Annotated in this window: 18 protein-coding genes; 8 read left to right on the top strand and 10 right to left on the bottom strand. The window is 71.1% G+C overall.

The features are described 5' to 3' along the window. The first annotated feature begins 23 nt into the window (after positions 1-23). Complete coding sequence (locus ACFYWQ_RS36050; RefSeq protein ID WP_389522601.1) at positions 24-1,013, top strand: NAD(P)-dependent alcohol dehydrogenase; 990 nt, start codon at positions 24-26, stop codon at positions 1,011-1,013. Positions 1,014-1,162: 149 nt separating this feature from the next. Here ACFYWQ_RS36050 and ACFYWQ_RS36045 read toward each other — a convergent pair whose 3' ends face one another. Beyond that, entirely contained in the window at positions 1,163-1,573 is a 411-nt protein-coding gene (locus ACFYWQ_RS36045; protein ID WP_389522599.1) for a VOC family protein, read from the bottom strand. Positions 1,574-1,703: 130 nt separating this feature from the next. On the opposite strand from ACFYWQ_RS36045, the gene ACFYWQ_RS36040 reads away from it, so the two are divergent. Further along, complete coding sequence (locus tag ACFYWQ_RS36040; RefSeq protein WP_389522597.1) at positions 1,704-2,336, top strand: hypothetical protein; 633 nt, start codon at positions 1,704-1,706, stop codon at positions 2,334-2,336. 64 nt (positions 2,337-2,400) lie between these two features. On the opposite strand, the gene ACFYWQ_RS36035 is transcribed toward ACFYWQ_RS36040, so the two are convergent. Together ACFYWQ_RS36035 and ACFYWQ_RS36030 are read right to left on the bottom strand one after the other, a co-directional pair. After that, a complete protein-coding gene (locus ACFYWQ_RS36035; RefSeq protein WP_389522595.1) occupies positions 2,401-6,699 on the bottom strand; it encodes a DUF6531 domain-containing protein in 4,299 nt (1,432 codons plus the stop codon). Positions 6,700-6,823: 124 nt separating this feature from the next. Further along, entirely contained in the window at positions 6,824-7,165 is a 342-nt protein-coding gene (locus ACFYWQ_RS36030) for a hypothetical protein (RefSeq protein ID WP_389522593.1), read from the bottom strand. Positions 7,166-7,453: 288 nt separating this feature from the next. On the opposite strand from ACFYWQ_RS36030, the gene ACFYWQ_RS36025 reads away from it, so the two are divergent. Beyond that, a complete protein-coding gene (locus tag ACFYWQ_RS36025) occupies positions 7,454-8,632 on the top strand; it encodes an IS701 family transposase (protein WP_389522591.1) in 1,179 nt (392 codons plus the stop codon). Between the two features lie 218 nt (positions 8,633-8,850). After that, complete coding sequence (locus ACFYWQ_RS36020; RefSeq protein ID WP_389522590.1) at positions 8,851-10,128, top strand: IS701 family transposase; 1,278 nt, start codon at positions 8,851-8,853, stop codon at positions 10,126-10,128. A 99-nt stretch (positions 10,129-10,227) separates the two neighbouring features. Here ACFYWQ_RS36020 and ACFYWQ_RS36015 read toward each other — a convergent pair whose 3' ends face one another. The 6 genes from ACFYWQ_RS36015 to ACFYWQ_RS35990 all read right to left on the bottom strand — a co-directional run bounded on the left by ACFYWQ_RS36015 (position 10,228) and on the right by ACFYWQ_RS35990 (position 17,994). Continuing rightward, positions 10,228-11,349: an IS630 family transposase gene (locus tag ACFYWQ_RS36015; protein WP_389522588.1), complete on the bottom strand. Its 1,122-nt coding sequence runs from the start codon at positions 11,347-11,349 to the stop codon at positions 10,228-10,230. Positions 11,350-11,455: 106 nt separating this feature from the next. Continuing rightward, positions 11,456-12,424 carry a LysR family transcriptional regulator gene (locus ACFYWQ_RS36010; RefSeq protein ID WP_389522586.1) on the bottom strand — a complete coding sequence of 323 codons (969 nt, stop codon included), beginning with the start codon at positions 12,422-12,424 and terminating at the stop codon, positions 11,456-11,458. A gap of 31 nt (positions 12,425-12,455) precedes the next feature. Continuing rightward, complete coding sequence (locus tag ACFYWQ_RS36005) at positions 12,456-14,357, bottom strand: FUSC family protein (protein WP_389522584.1); 1,902 nt, start codon at positions 14,355-14,357, stop codon at positions 12,456-12,458. A gap of 211 nt (positions 14,358-14,568) precedes the next feature. Further along, complete coding sequence (locus ACFYWQ_RS36000; RefSeq protein WP_389522582.1) at positions 14,569-16,272, bottom strand: NAD-dependent malic enzyme; 1,704 nt, start codon at positions 16,270-16,272, stop codon at positions 14,569-14,571. 130 nt (positions 16,273-16,402) lie between these two features. Continuing rightward, entirely contained in the window at positions 16,403-17,290 is an 888-nt protein-coding gene (locus tag ACFYWQ_RS35995) for an NAD-dependent protein deacetylase (RefSeq protein ID WP_389522580.1), read from the bottom strand. Beyond that, positions 17,269-17,994, bottom strand: a complete 726-nt coding sequence (locus tag ACFYWQ_RS35990) for a GNAT family N-acetyltransferase (protein ID WP_389522578.1) — start codon at positions 17,992-17,994, stop codon at positions 17,269-17,271. Before ACFYWQ_RS35990 ends, ACFYWQ_RS35995 begins: the two co-directional genes overlap by 22 nt. Positions 17,995-18,157: 163 nt before the next feature. On the opposite strand from ACFYWQ_RS35990, the gene ACFYWQ_RS35985 reads away from it, so the two are divergent. Continuing rightward, positions 18,158-18,631, top strand: a complete 474-nt coding sequence (locus tag ACFYWQ_RS35985; RefSeq protein WP_389522576.1) for a hypothetical protein — start codon at positions 18,158-18,160, stop codon at positions 18,629-18,631. Positions 18,632-18,808: 177 nt separating this feature from the next. Continuing rightward, complete coding sequence (locus ACFYWQ_RS35980) at positions 18,809-19,093, top strand: hypothetical protein (protein ID WP_389522574.1); 285 nt, start codon at positions 18,809-18,811, stop codon at positions 19,091-19,093. 200 nt (positions 19,094-19,293) lie between these two features. On the opposite strand, the gene ACFYWQ_RS35975 is transcribed toward ACFYWQ_RS35980, so the two are convergent. Next, positions 19,294-20,286 carry a helix-turn-helix transcriptional regulator gene (locus ACFYWQ_RS35975; protein WP_389522572.1) on the bottom strand — a complete coding sequence of 331 codons (993 nt, stop codon included), beginning with the start codon at positions 20,284-20,286 and terminating at the stop codon, positions 19,294-19,296. A gap of 116 nt (positions 20,287-20,402) precedes the next feature. Here ACFYWQ_RS35975 and ACFYWQ_RS35970 point away from each other — a divergent pair, with 116 nt between their 5' ends. Further along, positions 20,403-20,801: a VOC family protein gene (locus ACFYWQ_RS35970; protein WP_389522570.1), complete on the top strand. Its 399-nt coding sequence runs from the start codon at positions 20,403-20,405 to the stop codon at positions 20,799-20,801. A gap of 188 nt (positions 20,802-20,989) precedes the next feature. Beyond that, positions 20,990-22,276 (top strand): flavin-containing monooxygenase, encoded by a 1,287-nt coding sequence (locus ACFYWQ_RS35965; protein WP_389522568.1) that lies wholly within the window; start codon positions 20,990-20,992, stop codon positions 22,274-22,276. The last annotated feature ends 7 nt before the right edge of the window (positions 22,277-22,283 follow it).

Raw genomic sequence — 22,283 nt, 5'->3', positions numbered from 1 at the left:
CGCGTGGTGATGGGGGAGTCCCGATGAAGGCGATCGTCCAGGAGCGGTTCGGCCCGCCCGGCACGCTGCGACTCGCGGAGATCGACCGGCCCGAGGCGGGGGCCGGCCAGGTGCTGGTACGGGTGCGCGCCGCCGCCCTCAACCCGTACGACTGGCACATGATGCGCGGCGACCCCTACGTGGCACGGCTGTCGGGAGGCGTCGGGCTGACCCGGCCGAAGTCCCGCGTGGCCGGGATCGACGCGGCCGGAGAGATCGAGGCGGTCGGCGCCGGCGTGCCGGGGGTGAGGCCCGGCGACGAGGTGCTGGGCTTCTGCCCGGGCTCCTTCGCCGAGTACGCCCGCACCGGCGCGGATCTGCTGGTGGCCAAGCCCGCGGGGCTGACCTTCGAACAGGCGGCGGCCGTGCCGATGGCGGCGGTCACCGCCCTGCGCGGCATCCGGACCGTGGGACGGGCACGGGCCGGACAGCGGGTGCTGGTCAACGGGGCCGGCGGCGGCGTGGGCACGTTCGCCGTGCAGATCGCCGCCGACCTCGGCGCGGAGGTCACCGGGGTGTGCAGCGCCGGCAACGCCGAACTGGTGCGTTCGCTGGGCGCCGCGCACGTCGTCGACTACGCCCGGGAGGACTTCACCGACGGGCGTGTGCGCTACGACCTGATCCTGGACAACGTGGGCAACCGCCCGCTGGGCCGGCTGCGCCGGGCGCTCACCCCGGCGGGCACGCTGGTGGCCAACGGCGGCGGCTCGCCCGGCCGGGTGTTCGGGGCGCTGGGCTCGATGCTGCGGCTGACGGCGGTCGACACGCTCGTGCGGCAGCGGCTCCGCCCGATCCTCCCGGCGGCCCCGGCCGGGCCGACCCACCAGGACCTGCTCGCCGTCACCGCGCTCATCGAGGCCGGCCGGCTCACCCCGGTGGTCGACCGGACCTACCGCCTGGCCGACGCGGCCGAGGGCGTGCGCCACGTGGAGCGGGGCCACGCCCGCGGCAAGGCCGTGATCGTCGTACCGTGAGCACGCCCCGCACGGCCCGGCCGAACGCCGACGCACACCTGTGGGTCAGCCGCACCCGGGAGGGGGTGACTCCCCGGGAGCGTCCACGACGGGGCCGCCGTCGGGAAGGATCGGTTGCCCGCCCTTAACAGGACCGTTGTCCGGACGGCTCAGCGGAGTTCCTGGATGCGGACCAGGTTGCCCGCCGGATCGCGGAAGGCGCAGTCGCGCATGCCGTAAGGCTGCTCGGTCGGCTCCTGGACGACCTCGACGTCGTGGGCCTGCACCTTCTCGAACGTGCCGTCGAGGTCGTGGGTGGCCAGCAGGATCCAGCCGTAGGTGCCCTTGGCCATCATCTCGGCGATGGTGCGGCGCTCGTCCTCGGTGATCCCGGGGTCGGCGGCCGGCGGCGCCAGGAGGAGGGACGTGTCGGGCCGGCCGACGGGGCCGACCGTGATCCAGCGCATGGTGCCCTGTCCGACGTCGTTGCGGACCTCGAAGCCGAGGACGTCGCGGTAGAAGGCCAGGGACGCGTCCGGGTCGTCGTGCGGGAGGACGCTGGTGTGAAGGGTGATGTCCATGACGATCAGGCTAGGTCCGGCTCCTCCACCCGCGCTTCTCGATTCCTGATCGATCCGGGGCGGACGGTCGCGGCGAGCCCCGACCGTCGCCGTGGGGGCGTTGTCGGTGCGGTGTGCGAGGGTGCGGCCCATGAGCGACCGCACCCTCCCCTGGGCCGAGACCGTTGCCGTGTTCGAGCGCCGGGGCCTGCCCGAGTCGTCGTACCGCAACCTCTACGACGAGACCTACGACGTCCGCTCCGGCTCTCTCGAGATACCGGGCCCGCTCGACCTCGACGCACGGGACTGGACGTCCGCGACCGGAGTCGTCGTCGACGGCGACCTGACCGTCCGGGGCAGCGTTCTCAACGTGGACGACGGCTGCCCGGCGCTGGTCGTCCTCGGTGACCTGAGGGCCGCCGACGTCTACCTCGAAGGGGATGTGAAGCTGCTGGTGCTGGGCAGCGTCACGGTGGACGGCGCGTTCATCGGGAACATGACCGACAAGCTGGTGATGGTCCACGGCGATCTCAAGGCCGCCGTGACCCTCCTGTCCAGCGAGTTCGCTCCGGATCTGATCGGCGGCACCCTGCACGGTCCGGTTCTCGCGCCCCGCTACCTCGGCCTCGGCCACGACCTCGACCCGGCCGCCGTGCTCGTCCCCGAGGTGCTGCGTGCGGAGGGCGACGACCCCGACGACCTGCGCTGCTTCGACATACCGAAGGTGCACGGCGGCCGACTGCTGGAGCGGATCGAAGGGCGACTGCCGGTGGTCCTGGGCTGAGCTCGAAGCTCCCCCCGCCGCACGATCGCCGCATGTCGACCGGTTCTGAGGCCGTGAATCGGTGTCACTCTCCCACGCGATGGATGAAGATGAGAGTGCTCCACTGAATTAGCTCGTCATCTGGATCTTCGGCTCGAGATATCAGCTGCATGGCCCGATGATTTCCCTGCCCTATCTTGCCCGGTCGTCCTGCGTAAGTCGCGATATATTGCCCGTCGCGAGGGGCGAAGACCGACTCCATGAGAATTTGACTTGAACGGCTGTTCGCGTTGGCTTCCTTGTATGAGATGGGCGGGTTGCCGTAGGCCAGGTCGAGCAGGTCGCGAACCGTTGCATTCGGTTCTGGGCGTGCTCCTTTGAGGCTGCGATACAAGCGGCGGTTGCTCAACCAGGGCTCCATGGGGCGCTTCATAAGCCGACGCCCCAAGTAGGTGTTGTTCGCCCAGTTTCTCGCGGCTCCGATCGTCTGACGTATTCTCGAAGTGCAGGACATGAGTCCCAGCGGATCCGTCGAAATATGCGGGTTGTTGACGTATTCCATCGGGTTCGGCGCCGTCGCGAGCCCCAACGGGTCCGCCGAGATGTACCTTCCCGCTTCTGGATCGTAATATCTGTGGAGATTGTAGTGAAGGCTGCTTTCAGGGTCGAAATACTGTCCGGGGAACCGAAAGGGTGACTCGGTGGCCGATTCTGAGGAGTGCGATGTGTTGCCCCATAGTGACGCGCGAGTGCGCCATGAGATATGTCCGGAGCCATCGACGAGATGGGTAGGTGTCCCGACGAGGTCGGTCATGATGGCGTAGAAGCGATGACTCGTCTCATCGTGCCTGGTGTCGACTGCCGTGGTGCGTTCAGCCTGTGCAAGAGGGTGCAGGCCGACATGGTCCCAGGTCAGAGTGACCGGCTTCCACGTCTCGCCTGAGAGGGTGGTCTGTTCGGCGAGGGTGGTGCCGTCCCAGGCGAACAGTGTTTCTTCCCTGACCGTCTCGCCGTCGGTGCACAGGCGTTGTTTGGCGATGCGGCGACCGAGGGGGTCATAGCGGTAGCGCCAGTGAACGTGGTCGGGCGTGGTGACCATGGTGAGGCGGTCTTCGGCGTTCCAGGTGTAGTGCCAGGTCTCGGCAGCGCCGGAGGGATGTTTCTTTTGGCGCAGTGTGGTGCGGCCTGCGGCGTCAGATGTATACCACACGTTGCCTGCACGGGTGATGCGGGTACCGGTGTAGCTGCGTGGGCCCACAGCGTCCTGGGGGAAGTCCACGGGCAGCGTGGCATGCGTCTGGTTGCCCGCGGTGTCGTACGCATAGGTCTCGGTCCAGTCCGCGGCGGTGACTCGGGTGGGGCGGCCGATCGGATCGAGGCCGATGCGCGGGGAGAAGCCGGTGACCGGGTCGTCGATGCCGGTCGGGTAGCCGTCGTCGCGGTAGGTGTAGGAGCGGTGGACGAGTCGGCTGCCCCGTGCTGCGAGTTGCTGGTCGGTAAGGCGGCCGAGGGCGTCGTAGTTGTGGGTGAAGAAGAGGTCGCCGAGGTGGCGGGTGCATTCCTGGCCGAGGGCGTCGTGGGTGAAGGTGAACTCGTGGCCGGAGGAGGTCAGCCGGGTGCGGTTGCCTGCGGCGTCGTAGGCGTAGGTGGTGCGCGCGCCGCTGGGGGTGGTGCGTGAGGTGCGTCGGCCGAGGGGGTCGTAGGTGTACGTCATGGTGCGGTCGTCGACCGTCTCCTCGGTCAAGCGGCCCGCGGGGTCGTAGCGGCAGGTGAGGGTCGTGTCGTCGTTCGCCGCCCGGATCAGGCGGCCTGCGGGGTCGTAGACGTAGCGCGTGATCGCTCCGGCGGCGTCCAGGAGCACGGTGCGGCCGGCGGCGTCGTGTTCGTGGCGGATGATCTCACCCAGGGAGGTGGTGCGGGTGGCGAGTTGGCCTGTGGGGTCGTGGGTATAGGTGGTCGTGCGGTGGTCGAAGTCGGTTTCCGACTGCAGACGTCCGGCCGGGTCGTAGGCGTACCGCCAGGTGAGGCCCTGGGGGTTGGTGACGGTGGTGAGCTGGAGTTGGGCATCGTGGGTGAAGGTGTAGCGGGCGCCGTCCGGGTCGGTGCGGGCGGCGAGCAGGTCGAAGTGGGTGTACTCGTAGCGGGTGACGCCGCCGATCTGGTCGGTGTGGGTGAGGCGGTTGCCCTCGCCGTCGTAGGTCCAGGTCTCGGTGGTGCCGTCGGGGTGGGTCCGGGTGGCTGGTCCGCCTTCGACGGTCCAGGTCAGGCGGGTGACCGCGCCGAGGGCGTCGGTGACGCCGATCGGGCGGCCGAAGGCGTCGCGTTCGATGCGGGTCGTGGCGCCGAGCGGGTCGGTGATCTGCAACGGCAGCCCTGCGGTGTCACAGCGGATGCGGGTGGTGTGACCGAGGGCGTCGGTGACGGCGGCGAGGTGGCCGTGTTTGTCGTACGTGCAGTGGGTGGTGGCGCCGGTCGGGTCGGTGAAGTCGGTGGGGTTGCCGTGCTCGTCGTATGTCTGGCGCCACATGGCGCCGTCGGGGCCGGTGATGGTGGTGGGCAGTCCGAAGGGTCCGGGTGCGGCGAGCGTTCGGGTGCCGTCGGGGCGGGTGACGGAGGTGAGGTTGCCGTCGTCGTCGTAGGTGAGGGTGGTGGTGCGGTCCAGTGGGTCGGTGTGGGACAGCAGCCGGTCGTAGCGGTCGCGGACGTAGCGGGTGGTGTGGCCGAGGGGGTCGGTCTCGGCGACGATCTGCCGGGCGGCGTTGACGGTGAAGCGGGTGGTGTGGCCGTGCGAGTCGGTGACCGTGGTGATCCGCTGGCCGGTTTCCGGGTCGCGTCCGTCGTAGTCGTACCGGTAGGCGAGATGGCCCTCTGCGCCGCCCTGCGCGAGACAGCGGTGCAGGTCGTCGTAGCGGTAGGCGTAGTGGCTGCCGTTGCGGTCGGTCCACCACAACATTCGGCCTTCGTCGTCGTACCCGAACCGCAGGGGCAGGCCGGAGCAGTTGACGACCTCGGTGAGGTGCCCGTCGGTATAGCTGAAGCGCATGAGTTCCTGGTCACCGCCGCCCGGGCCGGTGCCCGCCAGGTGCAGGGCGGTGATCCTGCCGCCCGTCACATCGATCCTGACCCGCCGGCCGGAGCTGTGGCGTACGGCCGTAGGGGCGCCGGTTTCGTCGTGGTCGTAGGCGATCCACCGGCCGGCACGGTCGCGAACCTCGGTGAGCCGGGCAAGGCTCGGGGCGTCCGGCTCAGCGAAGAAGGTGCTCACCACGCCCGTGTCGGGGTCCGTCACCGTGTAGGCGCCGTCCGCGTCGATGGCCAGAGCGCGACGGTCTCCGGTAACAGGCAGCACGGACGCGCCCGGCGCTGGGTGGGGGTAGGCCAGCAGGACGCCGTCGGCGCCGACCAGGACGACGCCCTCGGCGTCGATCTCCAGTCGTTCATCAGCGGTGCAGGACCACGACGGGCCCATCCAGCGCCCGGCACGGTAGCCGGAGTCGTGGGTGCGGTTGAAGACCAGTGGCAGCGAGCCGGGTAACTCCACGTCGGTCTGGGTGAAGGTGACATGTCCGGTCGCAACGTCCACCGGGTCGCCGCAGACCGTACGACTGTGCAGGGGCCTGCCGTTGATCCGGGGGTCCGAGACCGCCGTGCGCGCGGAGTGTGCGGAGTTTCCGGCGCCGGCGGCGTGCGGAGAGGAGCGGGCCGTCGCTTGCTTCAGGTGGCCGACCGCACCGGACGCGCGGGCCTTCGCGCCGCCGGACTGCGTCATGCCCCGGGGTGCCGCCGCGCGGATGGTACGGGCGCACTGTGCTTCGGCTTCGTGTAGGGCTCGGGCGGCCTGACGGGCCAGTTGGGCCGCGAGTTGCCGTTCCTGTTCGGCCTGGCCGGCGTAGGCGCCGATCCTTGCGGCGATCTCGCGGACTTGGGGCTGCTGGTACTGGGCGTAGGCGAGCGCCGAAGACCGGTTGAGACCGCGCCAGACGCCGGTGGCCGGCGGCGTCACAGGCACCAGTGCGTAGAACTGTTGTAACGCGGCCTTGTACTGGGCGTCTGCCTGCCGGCCCCGCTCCAGGGCGGCCGCGGACTGGATTTTGGCCTGTTGCAGTTGGTCCGCGTATCGGGCGAGGGCGCCGGCGCAGGCCTGGTGAGCCGGGCCCAGCGGAGCGGACCGGTCGGGGAGGTCGGCCAGGGCCTTGTGGAAGCGCGCGGCGTAATCGCCCCGCATGTGTAAGTCGGCGCTGTTGGCCGTGACCTGGCGCAGGCGGCTGGTGTGCTGCTCCGCGTGCTCCGCCTCACGGCGCAGCCGTGTCGCAAGTGCCCGGAAGTAGCCGGGTTCGCCCGGAGTGGGATCTGTCTCCAGATCGAGAACGAGCCAGACGTTCATGCTCCGGCCCGGGTGACTGGCTGGTCGATCACGGAATGACCTCCGGCAGGACGACTGGCCCGCGCCTCCACACGCCGGCGCCCCATCCTGCCTGCCGCAACGGCATGACGGTCAAGGGCCAACTTCAGTCACGATGTGCCGTTGCAGCGGCCCGTGGAATCCGTCGTGCCCGGGACATCGTCGGCATGCCGTCGGTCCCGTCCGGGGACGCGGGGGCCGACTGCTGGGCGGGGAGAGCAGCCGGCGGGGGCGCGTCCGTCCGGCCGATGCCCGCGTCGGGGTCTGCCCCTGCGGCCACCGAGTCACTGACCGCCCGGACGCGGCCGAGCCGGGAGAGGATCACCGACGCCGAGATGCCGACGACGACGGCGGCGTAGGCGCCGCTGATCTGCCCCGCCGTACCGAAGAGCACAGCGGCCCCGGCGCTCATCGCGCTGTGCACCAGCGCCGCGACCGGGTCGGCCATGGGATCGAAGTATCGGCGGAACTGCGGTGGTTCGCCCTGTTCCTCCGGTTGTCGTAATAGGGGTACGACGGTCGGTATGCCAGTCCAGGAAGCGGAGGTAGACATCGAGAGCCCGCGCAACACGCCTCCCGCGGCTCCCAGAAGGATCAGCGTCGACACGGTCACGGCTTCCCTCGGCTGGGCGCGGACGGTTTGTGTTCCGACCTGCCGGAACACAGGTGACGACCTAGTACTGCAACGGTGCTTGCCGTGACGGGTGGCCAGTTCGGTCGTTGGTGTGGTCATGAGTTGGACCTTGCTGATGTCAGGTTGTGGGCGGGTGAACTCGAGGCGGTGCATGAGCGGTTCGTGCACCGGTTCAGCCGGGAGGAGCCGCGTCAGTCCGCGCTTGCCTATATGCGGGGGCTGGTTGCTCCGCTGGAGCGGAAGAACGGTTGGACGCTGGCGGAGGAGGCCGGGCACGCGGGCCCCGATCGCATCCAGCGGCTGCTGAACCGCATTGAGTGGGACGCCGACGAGGTCCTGGACGATGTACGCGATTTTGTCGTCGAACACCTCGGAGACCCAGAGGCCGTCTTGATCGTCGACGACACAGGGTTCCTGAAGAAGGGCATCCGCTCGGCCGGCGTCCAGCGGCAGTACTCCGGTACCGCGGGACGCACCGAGAACTGCCAGATCGGCGTCTTCCTCGCCTACGCCACGGGCCGCGGACGCACGCTGATCGACCGGCGGCTCTACCTGCCCGCCTCCTGGACGGACGACCGGGAACGCTGCCGCCGGGCGGGTATCGACGACAGTGTCGCCTTCGAGACGAAGGTGGCCATGGCCAAGACAATGGTCCGCCGGGCCATCGCCGACAAGGTCCCGTTCCGGTGGGTGACGGCGGACGCCGCCTATGGCTTCAGCAAGGGCTGGCGGTTCGAGCTGGAGCAGGCTGATGTCTTCCACGTCATGGCCACCACCCGCCACGACACCGTCGTCACCCGCTGGGCACTCGACCACCCCGTCCGCGATCTGTTCCCCGGCCTGCCGCGGCAGAAGTGGAAACGCCGTTCCTGCGGCGACGGCGTCCACGGCCGGCGGATCTACGACTGGGCCCGCGTCGAGGTGCGGCCCTGGCACCGCGAGGACCGCCGGCACTGGGTGCTGGCCCGCCGGAGCGTCAGCAGACCCGACGAGATCTCCTACTACATCGCCTACTGCCCCGCCGGCACCACGCTGGACGAGCTGATCCGCATCGCGGGCAGCCGCTGGGCAGTGGAGGAATGCTTCCAGACCGCCAAGCAGGAGTGCGGCCTGGACGACTACCAGGTCCGCCGCTATCCCGGCTGGCACCGCCACATGACCCTGGCCATGGCCGCCCACGCCTGCCTGACCGTCCTGCGAGCCCGCCAGTTGGACGCGGACAAAGCAGAAACGGATCCTCCCAGCTCATCCACCTCAGCCTCGCCGAGATCAGACGCCTGATCACCCGACTCACCGACCGCCGGCCCGCACCCGTCGACCACATCCTGCACTGGTCGACATGGCGCCGGAGACGGCAGTACCAAGCTCGGCTCAGTCACTACAAGCGCCGTGGACACAGCCCCTGAAAACTGCCCAGCATTCAGAACAAGCACCGTTGCAGTACTAGTAGGACTCCGTGACGTCTGTCTCGCGGTCCTGTTTGGGGGCAGGTTGGTGGTGTGGACGCACATGAAGTGAACCGTGTTCGGGCGAAGTTGGCGTTATTCGTGGCGGACGTGTTCGCGTCGGTGCCGTGCAAGGACCAGCGGGCGAAGGGCGACTGCTATCTGCGGGGGCTGATGCTGGACGGCCGCCGTAAGTCGGTCCAGCCGATGGCGGAGCGGCTGCCGGACGGCAACGAGCAGAACCTGCAGCAGTTCGTGAACCAGTCGACGTGGGATCCGGTGCCGGTGCGGCGGCGGATCGCGGAGCGGATGGTGCCGCGGATCGGTCCGGATGCCTGGGCGGTCGACGATGTGTCGTTCCCCAAGGACGGGAAGATGTCGGTGGCGGTCGCGCGCCAGTACTGCGGGGCGCTGGGCAAGCGGGCCAACTGCCAGGTCGCGGTGAGCGTGCACGCGGTTTCCGACACCGCGTCCTGTCCGCTGGACTGGCGGTTGTTCGTGCCCGGGGAGTGGGCGCACGATGCGCCACGGCGGCAGAAGACCGGGATGCCGCCGGAGGTCGTGCACCGGGAGAAGTGGCGCCTGGCTCTGGACAGCCTGGATGAGCTGGCCGGGTGGGGTCTGGTGCCGCCGGTGGTGGTGGCCGATGCCGGCTACGGCCAGAACGCCGACTTCCGCGGCGGCCTGGGCGAGCGGGGCATCGGCTATGTCGTGGCCATCCGGTCGGACGTGACCGTCCACCCGCACGACACCCAGCCGGTCACACCGCCCTGGTCGGGCAACGGCCGCAGGCCGCAGGCCCGCTACCGGGACAAGCCGTTCTCGGTGGCCGCGCTGGCGGCCGGCCGGGGGCATCGGGCGTTCGCCGAGGTGGCCTGGCGGCAAGGCTCCCACGGACCGATACGCTCGCACTTCCTGGCCGTGCGGGTGCGGCCGGCCGGGATCAGGGCCCGCCGCCTGGCCCAGAACGCCGCCACCTCGCGCTACGGCTGCTGGGACGGTGTCCTGCCCGAGGTCACCCTGCTGGCCGAACGGCCCGCCGGAGCAGAAGCACCCACCGGCTACTGGCTGTCCAGCCTGCCCTCCGACACGCCGCCGGCCGAACTGGTCCGCCTGGCCAGGATCCGCTGGCGCATCGAGCACGACTACCGGGAACTCAAACACGGCCTCGGCCTGGACCACTTCGAGGGACGCTCCTGGACCGGCTGGCACCACCACGTCACTCGGGTCACCGCCGCCCACGCGTTCCTCACCGAACAGCGGCTGGCCCCAAAAGCCGATGCACCGGACTCACCCTCTACCAGATCCTCGACGCCCTCCAGGACCTGCTGAACTGCTGGACCGGCACCTGCACCACCTGCCACCGGCCCCTGCCCAGAACGTCAACCACCGGCCAGAGCCCAAGATCCAGAGCAACCTAACGGAGTCCTACTAGTGTCCTGCGCCAGAGATCCGTCGGCAGAAGCGGGCGAGGGATTCGAGGATCTCTTCGGCGGTCTTGGTCCAGATGAACGGCTTGGGGTCCGCGTTCCAGTCTTTGACCCACGCGCGGATGTCGGCCTCGAGGGTCTGTACGTTTTTGTGGGCGCCGCGGCGGATCATCTGATCGGCCAGGGAGCCGAACCACCGCTCGACCTGGTTGATCCAGGAGGAGCCGGTCGGGGTGAAGTGCATGTGGAAGCGGGGGTGCTTGGCCAGCCACGTCCTGATGGCAGGCGTTTTGTGGGTGCCGTAGTTGTCGCAGATCAGGTGGACCGCCAGGTGCGCGGGCACTTCCTTGTCGATCCGGATCAGGAACTTCTTGAACTCCGCTGCCCGGTGCCGGCGGTGCAGAGCACTGATCACCTCGCCGGTGGCCACGTCGAACGCGGCGAACAATGTGGTCAGCCCGTTGCGGACGTAGTCGTGGGTGCGGCGTTCGGGCATGCCCGGCATTATCGGCAGCACCGGCTGGGACCGGTCCAGGGCCTGGATCTGCGACTTCTCGTCCACCGACAAGACCACCGCGCCCTCGGGCGGGTCGAAGTACAGCCCGACGACGTCGTAGACCTTCTCCACGAACAGCGGGTCCGTCGACAGCTTGAAGGTGTCAGTCAGATGCGGCTTGAGCTGGAACTTCCGCCAGATCCGGCCGACGGTGGACTTCGACAGGCCGCTGTGCTCCGCCATCGACTTCCGCGACCAGTGGGTCGCGTTCTTCGGGATCTCCTCCAGTGTCGTGACCACGACCGCTTCCACCTGATCAACGCTGATCGTGGGCGGCCGGCCCGGCCGGGGCTCATCGACCAAGCCGTCCAGCCGCTCCGCCAGAAACCGACGCCGCCACTTGCGGACGGTGTCGGCGGCCACCCGCAACTCGCGGGCGACCGCAACGATCGGCGGTACCTCCGGACCCGCGCACGCCAGCACGATCCGCGCGCGCAGGGCCAGCGCCTGGGCCGACGACGCCCGCCGCGTCCACCGCTCCAACACCGCCCGCTCGTCATCAGACAGCAGCAACGGTTCCAGCTTCGGGCCCCGACGAGGAACTGACGCACCAGCAGCAGAAGTCACACAACTACTAACGATCAACTACTGGCGCAGGACACTAGTGCCCTGTCGGGGAACGCTGTGAACCACGGATGAGGGTGCAGCCTTCCGGCCGGCGCCGCCCGGCCCTTCACCAGGGCGCTGCCGACAGCGCGTCAGATGCGTCTGTCGTCTCCGCACCCGCCGCCGCTGCCTCGCGCCTGGCGGATGTCTCCTGGAGCGCGTGGGTGAGGAAGCGTTGGGGGGCCGGGGGCAGGGTGCGGGAGGCCAGGCGGGCGACGCCGATGTCCCGGGCGCCATGGACGTCGGTGAGCTCCAGATAGCGGATGGGCAGGCTGGGGTGGGTGTGCGGGGCGGTGGGGGCCTCCGGTGGGGCCGGGATCAGGGAGACGCCCAGACCGGCTGCCACCAGACCGCGCAGGGTCTCCACTTCCTCGCCCTCGAAGCCGACCAACGGGCTGAATCCTGCTTGGAGGCACAGTGTCTCGGTGATGCTGCGCAGGCCGTAACCGGGTTTGAGCACGATGAACTGCTCGTCGTTCACCTCGCCCAGGCGGACCCGTCGGCGCTGGGCGAGGCGGTGGCGGGCGGGCACGGCCAGCCAGAGGGGCTCGACCAGGAGCCGGCGCCAGGTGATGAGCGGGTGGCCCGGATCCTTGCTGGTGATGATGAGATCCGCGGTGGCGTCGAGGAGGTGCCGGGCGAGTCCGTTCTCGTCGGCCTGGTGCAGTTCGAAACGGACGGTGGGGTGGGTCTGCCGGAATCCGGTGACCAGCTGGGGCACCAGCCAGGTGCCCAGAGTGTGCAGGAAGGCCAGCGAGACCACGCCGGCGTCGGGGTCGACGACCTCGGCCACGGCCCGTCGGCCGCGGTCGTAGCTGTCGAGCAGGGCGTCGACGTACTCCTTGAACACCCGGCCTGCCGGGGTGGGCTGCAACACACGGCCGACGCGTTGCAGCAGCTGCGCGCCGACCTCGTCCTCGAGACGGTTCAGCGCGCGGGAGAGGGCGGGCTGGGTGATGCGGGTGTCCGCCGCGACGTCGGTGACCGTCGCGCCTTCGGCCACGGCCTTGAAGGAGCGCAGAACTTCAAGATCCATGGCCGTATCCTCTCACTGCATCGGAGCGGGGTCATTCATGCGTCGGCTGCATTCCGGTGGGTGGGGTGCGGGGTGGGGGCGCGGTCCGTACGGCGTGGGCGGTGACCAGGTCGCACAGGTGCTCGGCGGTGGTGATGCTCCGCTCCCAGTCCGGCAGGGGGCGGCCGGGCCGGGAGGGCTCACGGCGGGCGTGGTCGCCGGCGCGACGGGCCTCGCCGAGCTGCTGGTAGGCGGCGCGGCGCAGGGAGTGCCGTTGCGCCGGCGTGGCGTCGGGGGCGAGATCCCGGTAGCGCAGCGCGGCGGCCAGGGCGGCTTCGGTCTGCTGCTCGGCGCGGGCGGCCGCGGAGTCGGGCCACACGGCGAAGTGCACGAAGAGGACGACCGCGGCGGCCAGGGCGGTGTCCAGGATGCGGGGCCAGTACAGCTGCCGGTGGTCGCCCAGCAGGTCGAGGAGGACGAAGACGACCGCGGTGAGGCCCGTCGTCGCGATCGCGTAATGGTGGCGCACGCCCACGGCCATGAGCGCCCCGAAGACGGCCACCGCGGCGATGAAGGCGTAGGTGCTGTCGGTGAGGAGCGCGACCGCCCCGATGGCCGCGACTCCGGCCACCGTGCCGGCGCAGCGGTGCAGTGCCCGGCGCAGCAGGGGCCCGAAGTCCGGCTTGTAGACGAAGGCCACCGTCATGGGCAGCCAGTAGCCGCGGGGACCGTCCAGTGCGGTGGCGCACCCCTGTGTGATCAGCACGCACAGCGCCAGCAGGGCCGCGTAGCGCAGGTGGGCCGACCGGCCGGAGCGGCTGCTGGTCGGCGGTTCCAGGGACACGTCGTCGATCCGGTCACGGCCGGCTGCCTCGTGGAGGGCGGCGAGCGCCCGCAGACCGGGGGAGTCCGGTGCGAAGTCCGGCTGTCGCGGCGGGGGACCGCCGGCCTCGCCGGAGGCCGCTTCCCGGTCCTTCCGGTCCTCCCGGTCCTTCCAGTCCTTCCAGTTCTTCCGGTCTTTCCGGTCCTCCCGGTCCTCCCGGTCCTCCCGGTCCTCCCGGTCCTTCCGGTCTTCCCGGTGGGCGGTGGGGTCCTTCCGCTGCGGCAGCAGACGGTCGGCCAGCAGCAGGGGCACGCGTGTCACCGCCGGTGCCAGGGGCCGGGCCTCCCACAGCAGCGTCGTCACCGCTTCGCCCAACAGCACCGCGACGTCGAACGCGCGCAGCAGCCGGCCGAGCTCCGTCTGCCGCGCAGGCCGGGTACCGGGGGTGAGATGCCGGCTCATCGCGTGCTGGGCGGCGTCGAGCGCGTCCGTCAGACGCCGGCGGGCGTCCTCCGCCGCGGGCGTACCGGCCCGTTCCAGCGCCTCGGCCGCCACGCGGTAGACGGCGCCCACCGTGGCACGCTCGATGTCGTGGCGAGCCCACAGCCATGGCGTGCAGGACAGGACCAGGACCCAGACGGCGCCGCTCAGCAGTGCGACGGGCGGATGCCACCACGGGCCCGGAACCGGGATGCCGCTGCCGATGACCGCCCCCAGGAGGAGATGCATGCCGGCCACCGACACGACGCGTCCGCGCAGGCTGATCAGGCCGGAGACGAAGGCGGCGACGGTCAGGCAGACCGTGACCGCGGTCGGCTGGCCGCTGCGCAGGGCCAGTACGCCGATCAGGCATCCCAGCGCGGCGGCCGCACCGGTCCAGGCCAGTCTCCGCACGCGGGAAGGATAGGCGTCACCACCGTCCTGGCCGATGCCCCACAGGGCGCCGACGGCGGCGATCACGGACAGCGCCCCCGATCCCGTCCATATCCCGGCCAGGAGGGGGACGGCGAGTCCGGCGGCACCTCGCACCATCGCGGCGACGGGCAGCTGTGCCGACACGATGCCGGTGACGCGGCGCGTCCAGGACGGCCCGGCTGCGCGCGTCGTGCGCCGGCGAGCGGTGCGAGTCATGCCTGCGGGTCCTTTCGCGCGTCCGTGACGCGACCGGGGGGGGGAGGGGGGAGGATGCGTGGATCACGGTCGGCCCGGCCCGGTACGGCAGGGGGCGCCCGGCCGGTTGTGCCGTGCCGCCGAGCGGGTCGGTGGCGGTGCTCAGCTCGCGACGCGAAGGTGGTGCCGGGATCCCGCGGCTCGTGGACCGGCCGACGCGGTGAGGCGGGCGTCAGACGGCTTTGACCGGTGGGTAGGCAGGCTGCCAGACGGCGGCGCGGACGCGCTCTTCGATGTGCTCGTCGACGGCGGCGTGGGCGACGCCGTCCCGCGCGGCGGCCCGCGCCACGGCGACGGCCACCGCGAGGGACGTCTCGTGCAGCCGGTCGATGAGGGGCAGGAGCGGTGCCCCGGGCGCCCCGGCGTCGGTCCGGGCCGCGACGGCGTGGGCGGCGGCGACGAGCATCGCGTCGGTGACGCGGTCGGCACCGGCGACGAAGGCCCCCAGTCCCAGGCCGGGAAAGATCAGCGCGTTGTTGGCCTGCCCGATCCCGTAGGTGACGCCCTCGAACTCGACCGGGTCGAAGGGGCTGCCGGTGGCGATCAGCGCGCGGCCCGCTGTCCAGGCGAGCAGGTCGGCGGGGACGGCCTCGGCCAGGCGGGTGGGGTTGGACATCGGCAGGATGATCGGGCGGTCGGTGTGCGCGGCCATGGTGCGGACGATGTCCTCCGTGAACGCGCCGCTCTGTCCGGAGGTGCCGATCAGGACGGTCGGCCGTACCCGTGCGACGACTTCGGCCAGCGCGATGCCGCCGACCCGGTCGTCGCGTCGCCAGCCGTCGACCTCGGCGGCGCGGCGGGCGTAGCGCTGCTGGACGTCGCGCAGGCCCTGCTGGCCTTCGGTGAGCAGGCCCTGGCGGTCGACTGCCCAGATGCGGGCGGTGGCCTGCCGCGGGCTCAGCCCGGCGGCGACGAGGGCGTCGCGGAGCTGGTCGGCGATGCCGATGCCCGCACTGCCGGCACCGAAGACGACGATGCGATGCTCTGCCAGCGGCAGGCCGGTGGCCCGCACGCCGGAGAGCACGGCGGCGAGGTTGACGGCGCCGGTCCCCTGGATGTCGTCGTTGAAGGTGAAGGCCTTCTCCCGGTAGCGGTCCAGGACGCGCCGGGCGTTGGCCGGGCCGAGGTCCTCCCAGTGCAGCAGGGCCTTGGGGAACAGGCGGCTGACCGTGCTGACGTAGGCGTCGACGAAGGAGTCGTAGGTCGCCTGGTCGACGCGCTCGTGGCGGCTGCCGAGGTAGAGCGGATCCTCCAGGAGCTCGGTGCGGTTGGTGCCGACGTCCAGCATCACGGCGAGCGTACGGCGCGGGTCGATGCCGGCGGCCGCGGTGTAGACGGCCAGCTTGCCCACCGCGATGTCGATGCCGCCGACGCCCCAGTCGCCGATGCCGAGGACGGCCTCACCATCGGTGGCGACGACGAGGTCCACGTCGTCGGGGCCCAGTCCCGCGGCGAGGAGGGAGCGTTCGATGTCCTCGGGGGCGTCGACGGAGAGGTAGACGCCGCGCGGGCGGCGGTACTCGTAGCTGTAGCGCTCGATCGCCGTGCCGACGGTGGGCGTGTAGACGATCGGCAGCATCTCCGCCAGGTGGTCGCCGATCAGCCGGTAGAACAGCACCTCGTTGCGGTCGTGCAGCGCGGTCAGACAGACGTTCTTCGCCAGATCGGTGGGCTGTGCCGCGTACTGCTGATAGGCCCGTCGCACCTGCTGGTCCAAGGTCAGCACCTGCGGCGGCACCAGGCCCACCAGGTCCAGCTCACGCCGCTCCTCCCACGTGAAAGCGGTGCCGCGGTTCAGGCGGGGATCGGCCAGGACGGCGCGGCCCCGTGCGGTCGTCTCGACCACGCTGTCCGTGGGCCGCGGTTGCTTCGGCATGACATCGACTCCTGTCGGAACGCCGTGAGAGGGATACGGCAAGCATCGGACGTCGGACACCCATGCGTCCAATGCCTGAGAGCCGCATCATTCATGCGTCTGATGCATGCGAGGCCCTCCGCCCGTAGCGCTACCCGTGGACGGGGATGCCCAGCCGACCGGCCACGGTGGTGAGGGCCGTCCCCAGGGGGAGCGCGACCCGGGTGAGGGCGTGCCGGTCGCCCCGGGTCGGGTCCCGGTTGACGATCAGCACCGGCTTCCCCGCCTGCGCCGCCTGGCGGACGAAGCGGAGCCCGGACATCACCGTCAGCGAGGAGCCCAGGACCAGCAGCGAGGCCGCCTCACGGACCAGCGTGCGGCAGTGCTCGACCCGCCGCGGCGGAACGGCTTCGCCGAAGAACACCACGTCCGGTTTGAGGATGCCGCCGCAGACCGTGCAGGGCACCACGCGGAAGTCCCCGACCTGTTCGTCGGTGAGGTCGGCGTCACCGTCCGGGTTGATGCCCGCGGCCACCGGCGCGAAGCCCGCGTTGGCCTCCTCCAGCCGGCGGGCGAGGTCGCGGCGGGCGCTGAAGGTGCCGCAGGTCAGGCAGACGACCCGGGACAGGCTTCCGTGGAGTTCCACGACGGCCTCGCTGCCGGCGGCCTGGTGCAGGCCGTCGACATTCTGGGTGATCACGCCCGAGAGCAGGCCGTGCCGCTCGAACGCGGCCACGGCCCGGTGCCCGCCGTTGGGGCGGGCGCGGCCGAAGGTGCGCCAGCCGAGGTGGCTGCGGGCCCAGTACCGGCGCCGGGCCTGCGCGTCGGCCGTGAAGTCCTGGTAGGTCATCGGGGTGTGCCGGCTCAGGCTCCCGCCCTCGCCCCGGTAGTCGGGGATGCCCGACTCCGTGGAGATGCCCGCCCCGCTGAGCACCAGCACACCGCCCGTGCTCAGCGCCTCGGCGACCGGCTCCGGATCCGTGGTGCCCGGCGGCAGGTCCTCGGTGGGGGTCCAGCTCAGAGTGGGGCGTACGCGCATGCCGCCAGGGTACGGAACAGGCTCCCCGACGCCTCGTTTCCGCCCTGGCGGTCCGGGCCGCCGCCCGGCTGCTCGTGGGCCTCCGCTCCGGCCTTCTCGCGCCATTCGTCTTCGAGGATGCTGAAGATCTCGGAGTCCCGCCAGCCGTCCCGGATCAGCGCGGTGTGACGCTGACGTCCTTCCCACGTCATGCCGAGCTTGCCGAGCACTCGTGCCGACCCGACGTTCCGCGGGTCGCAGGTGGCATGGATGCGGTGCAGCGCGAGATCCGTGAACCCTCGCGCCAGTAGGTCCCGTCCGATCGCCGTCGCGACGCCCTGTCCACACACCCGAGGATGCACGGCATGGGCGATCTCGCCCTGACGATGCCGTCGGCTCCGTACGTGGAGCTCACCCATGCCGACCACGACGTCTTCGCGGAGCGCCGCATAAGCGAACCGCTGCTGAGGCGAGCGCGCCCAGGCGTCGACCGCGGTCACCACGAACGCCCGCGTCTCGTCCTCGGTGTTCGGCCCCCAGGGCTGGAAGCGGCAGACCTGGGGGAGGGAAGCCCAGGAGTGGACGGCTCGCCAGTCCGCGAGCTCGATTCTGCGCGAGGTCACCGCATGCCGCACCACAAGCCGATCCTGCCGGATGCCGTCGCGCCGGCCTGACACGCGGTCGCCGCCGGGGAACCGTCCAGGCACGAGGAACGGCGGTGTCACCGGCCGATGCGGCGTGGTGCGTGCGGCGCCGCCCCACGCGCTCTCGACCGTCGCGCGGGCTCGCGCCGTGCGACGCTCCCTGGCACTGTCGTTACCGCCGAAGGCGGTGCGGGACCTCGACGAGCGCCCGCACGGCGTCCGTCTGTGAGAAGGGGTGAGGGGAATGCGGGTGGGGATCACCGGGCACCGCGGCCTGAGCGGGGAGGTCGCCGAGCGCGTGCGGGCGCTGCTGGCCGCGGCCGTGGCGGAGTACGCCCCGGCCGAACTGGTCGGCGTCTCGTGCGTCGCGGACGGCCCCGACTCCTGGTTCGCCGAAGCGGTCCTCGACCACGGCGGACGCATCGAGGTCGTCGTCCCCGCCTCCGAGTACCGCGCCAGCCTTCCCGACTGGCACCACCCCACCTACGACCGGCTGGTGGAGCAGGCCGCCGATGTCCACGCGACCGGCATGACCGCCTCCGACCCCCACGCCTACATGGCCGGCAGCGACATCCTCGTGGGCCTGGTCGACGAACTCCTCGCCGTGTGGGACGGACGGCCCGCCCGGGGCTACGGCGGCACCGCCGACGTCGTCACCCACGCCCAGCGGCAGGCGACCGCGGTGCGCGTCCTGTGGCCCGCGGGGGCGTCCCGCTGAGCGGGCGCGAGAAGGCCTGCCGCTGCGAGTGTCATCGCGACCGGACGGGCGCAGCGCCGTTCGGATCACATGGGCAGCCTGTGGTGATGATTGTCGGACGCCTCGCGAGCGCCGGCTGTCGCAGGGGGTATGGCGTCCCTGTGAAGGACGGACCCGGAACGTGTGAGGAGATCAGCCGTGTACGCAGCAGTCCGCAGGTATGAAGGGGTGACCGATCCGGCCGAGGCGGGGCGCCTGGTGAACGAGGGATTCGTGCCGATCGTGCGCCAGATCGCCGGTTTCGTGGCCTACTACTGGGTCGATGCCGGAGACGGAGTCATGGTCTCGACCAGCGTTTTCCAGGACCGGGCCGGTGCCGAGGAATCGGTCGCGAAAGCGGCGGACTTCGTGCGCGGCAACCTCGCGGCCCTGCTCCCCAACCCTCCCCAGATCATGGCCGGGGACGTGGTGGCTTTCGCGTAGCCGCGCACACCCCGGCCTCCGGCCGGGGACGCCCGAAGCGCGCACCTGACGCCGCGGGGCGGCCCCGGCTCGGTGGCGTCCCCGGTGCCCTTGCGTGCGTCGGCTGGTCGTGGCGTGGGCGTGGCCGGCCCGCTTCCGGCCGACACCGGGGGCCGGCCGGGCTGGAGGGGCAGGCCGATGCCGGTGAATCCCGCTGGCGGTCACGCCCGGCGGGCGTGGGACGCGAGACGATCCGCGAACGTGACGACGAGGTCGCGCAGTGCGTCGGGGCGCTCGATGACGAACGGCCGGTCGAGTGAGGCCAGGACCGGAGGCAACCAGTCGAGCCGCTCCGCCCGGAGCCGGACGCGCAGCCAGCGCTCGGTCACCCGGTCTTCTTCGCCTGCCACGGGCTCGTGTTCCTCCAGGATCGCGACGCCGGCGGGAAGGCGGGCGCGGATCTGCTCGACCGTCCCGTGGATCCGCAAGGTCACCTCGTGCCGGTACTCGGCCGTGGCGAACCCGGACAGCACACGCTGTGCCGGATCGGTGCCCTCGGGCGGCTCGAACGAGCCGGGCAGGGTCCGCGCGTCCGAGATGCGGTCGAGTCGGAAGGTCCGGTCCTGGTCGCTGAGGGCGTCCTTGCCCGTGACGTACCAACGGCCCGAATGGGCGACGATCCCGTACGCGTGCAGGGTGCGTTCGCTGCGTCGGCCGTCGCCGCCGGTGTATCTCATCGAGACGGGCCGGCGGTGGCGCACCGCGTCGGCGAGGGTGAGCAGGATGCCGGCGTCCGGGGCGGCGAACTCACCGGGCCGATCCGTGAAGGCGAGCGAGTCCAGGAGCGTGTCGAGCCGGCGGGCGACATGCCGGGGCAGCACCCGCCGGATCTTGGCCGTTGCGGTCTCGCTCGCGGTGTGTCCCGCCGTCATCAACCCCGTCCGGCGTCCGGCGATCAGGCCGAGCAGCACGACCAGTGCCTCGTCGTCGCTGAGCATGAGCGGAGGCAGACGGTACCCGGGAGCGAGTCGGTACCCGCCGTAGCGGCCGCGCACCGACTCCACGGGCACGTCCAGGTCGATCAGTTGGTTCACATACCGCCGCACGGTGCGCCCGTCGACGCCGAGCCGCTCGGCCAGTTCGGCCACCGTCCGGGTGCCGCCCGACTGGAGCAGTTCCAGGAGTGTCAGCACGCGGCCGGTGGGACGGGGCATGGTCACAGCCTAACGCGCATACAGGACACGTTCTGTCCGCTATTTCTCCTAGCCTGCGCAGCACAGCAGCACAGCAGCACAGCGGCACAGCAACGCCAGCAGTCAAGGAGATCACCATGGACTTCGTCTCGATCCGCGTCATCACCGGCGACGTCGCGCGCCTCGTCGACTTCTACGAGCGGGCCACCGAGGTGCGGGCGGTGTGGGCCACCGAGGACTTCGCCGAACTCAAGACCCCTCACGCCACCCTCGCGATCGCCGGCCTCCGCACCGTCCCGCTGTTCGCCCCGGGCTCCGCACGCGCGGCGGCCAACCACAGCGTGATCGTCGAGTTCCTCGTCGCCGACGTGGACCGCGTGCACCGGAACCTGTCCGCCTTCGTCACCGACTTCGTGAGCGAGCCCACCACGATGCCCTGGGGCAACCGGTCCCTGCTGTTCCGCGACCCCGACGGCAACCTCGTCAACTTCTTCACCCCCGTCACTCCGGCGGCCAAGGAGAAGTTCGCGCGGTGACGTCCGCGCCCGGGCCCGCGGATCTGCGCCGGCGTCCGCCGCACCGCACGCCGCTCCGCATCTGAAAATCAGATGGCCTGCAACGGAAACATCTGTTGGACAGGCTTTCCGGCGCGGCCGAGGATGACTCGTGCGGTAGCACAGTCAACGCGACACCGGGATGGACTACCGCCTGAGTGGAGGTCGAAGTGCCGAGTGAAGAAACCGAAGTGGTCGTCGTCGGGGCGGGCCAGGCGGGCGTGGCGATGAGCGAGCACCTGGGCGCCCACGGCATACCGCACGTCGTCCTGGAGAGGCACCGGATCGCCGAGCGGTGGCGCTCGGAGCGGTGGGACTCCCTGGTCGCGAACGGGCCCGCGTGGCACGACCGGTTCCCGGGGCTGGAGTTCGCCGACGTCGCCCCCGACGCCTTCGCCTCGAAGGAACAGGTCGCGGACTACTTCACCGCGTACGCCGAGAAGATCGGTGCCCCGGTGCGGTGCGGTGTCGAGGTCACCTCGGTGCGCAGGCACACCGGCCGGCCCGGCTTCCGGGTCGAGACGTCGGAGGGCTCCCTCGACGCGCGCTTCGTCGTGGCGGCGACCGGACCGTTCCAGCGGCCCGTGATCCCGCCCATCGTCCCGGACGGCGCCGTGGCCGTACAGATCCACTCCAGCGGGTACCGCAACCCCGGGCAACTGCCCGAGGGCGCGGTCCTCGTGGTCGGGGCCGGCTCCTCGGGGGTCCAGATCGCCGACGAGCTGCGCCGGTCCGGTCGCCGGGTCTTCCTTTCCGTCGGTCCGCACGACCGTCCTCCCCGTGAGTACCGCGGACGGGACTTCTGCTGGTGGCTCGGCGTGCTCGGGCTGTGGGACGCCGAGACGCCTCCCCAGGGCGCCGAGCACGTCACCATCGCGGTCAGTGGCGCCCGCGGCGGCCACACCGTGGACTTCCGTGCCCTGGCCGGCACCGGCATCGAGCTCGTCGGCCTGACCGCGTCCCACGGCGACGGCGTCCTGCGCTTCGCGCCGGATCTCGCGACGAACATCGCGCTCGGCGACGCCAAGTACCTCGCGCTCCTGCGGGCGGCGGACGAGTACGTCGAGCGCAACGGCCTCGACCTCCCCGAGGAGCCCGAGGCCCACGTCCTCGGGCCGGACCCGGCCTGCGTGACCGACCCCCGGCTGGAGCTCGACCTGGCCGAGGCCGGGGTCACCTCGATCGTCTGGGCGACGGGCTTCGCCGCCGACTACGGCTGGCTCGACGCCGACGCGTTCGACGGGAACGGCCGGCCGGACCAGCGACGAGGAGTGTCCCGCGAGCCCGGCGTCTACTTCCTGGGCCTGCCCTGGCTCTCCCGCCGCGGGTCGAGCTTCATCTGGGGCGTCTGGCACGACGCCCGGTACGTCGCCGACCACATCGCGACCCGGCGGGGCTACCTCGCGTACGGCACCACCGACCGGCCCGGCACCGCGCCGGCCACCCCCACCACCTGAGGAGCGG

The organism is Streptomyces sp. NPDC003247 (assembly GCF_042888135.1).
In the GTDB taxonomy this organism is placed as follows: domain Bacteria; phylum Actinomycetota; class Actinomycetes; order Streptomycetales; family Streptomycetaceae; genus Streptomyces.
This window is presented reverse-complemented; position numbering and strand designations above follow the sequence as displayed.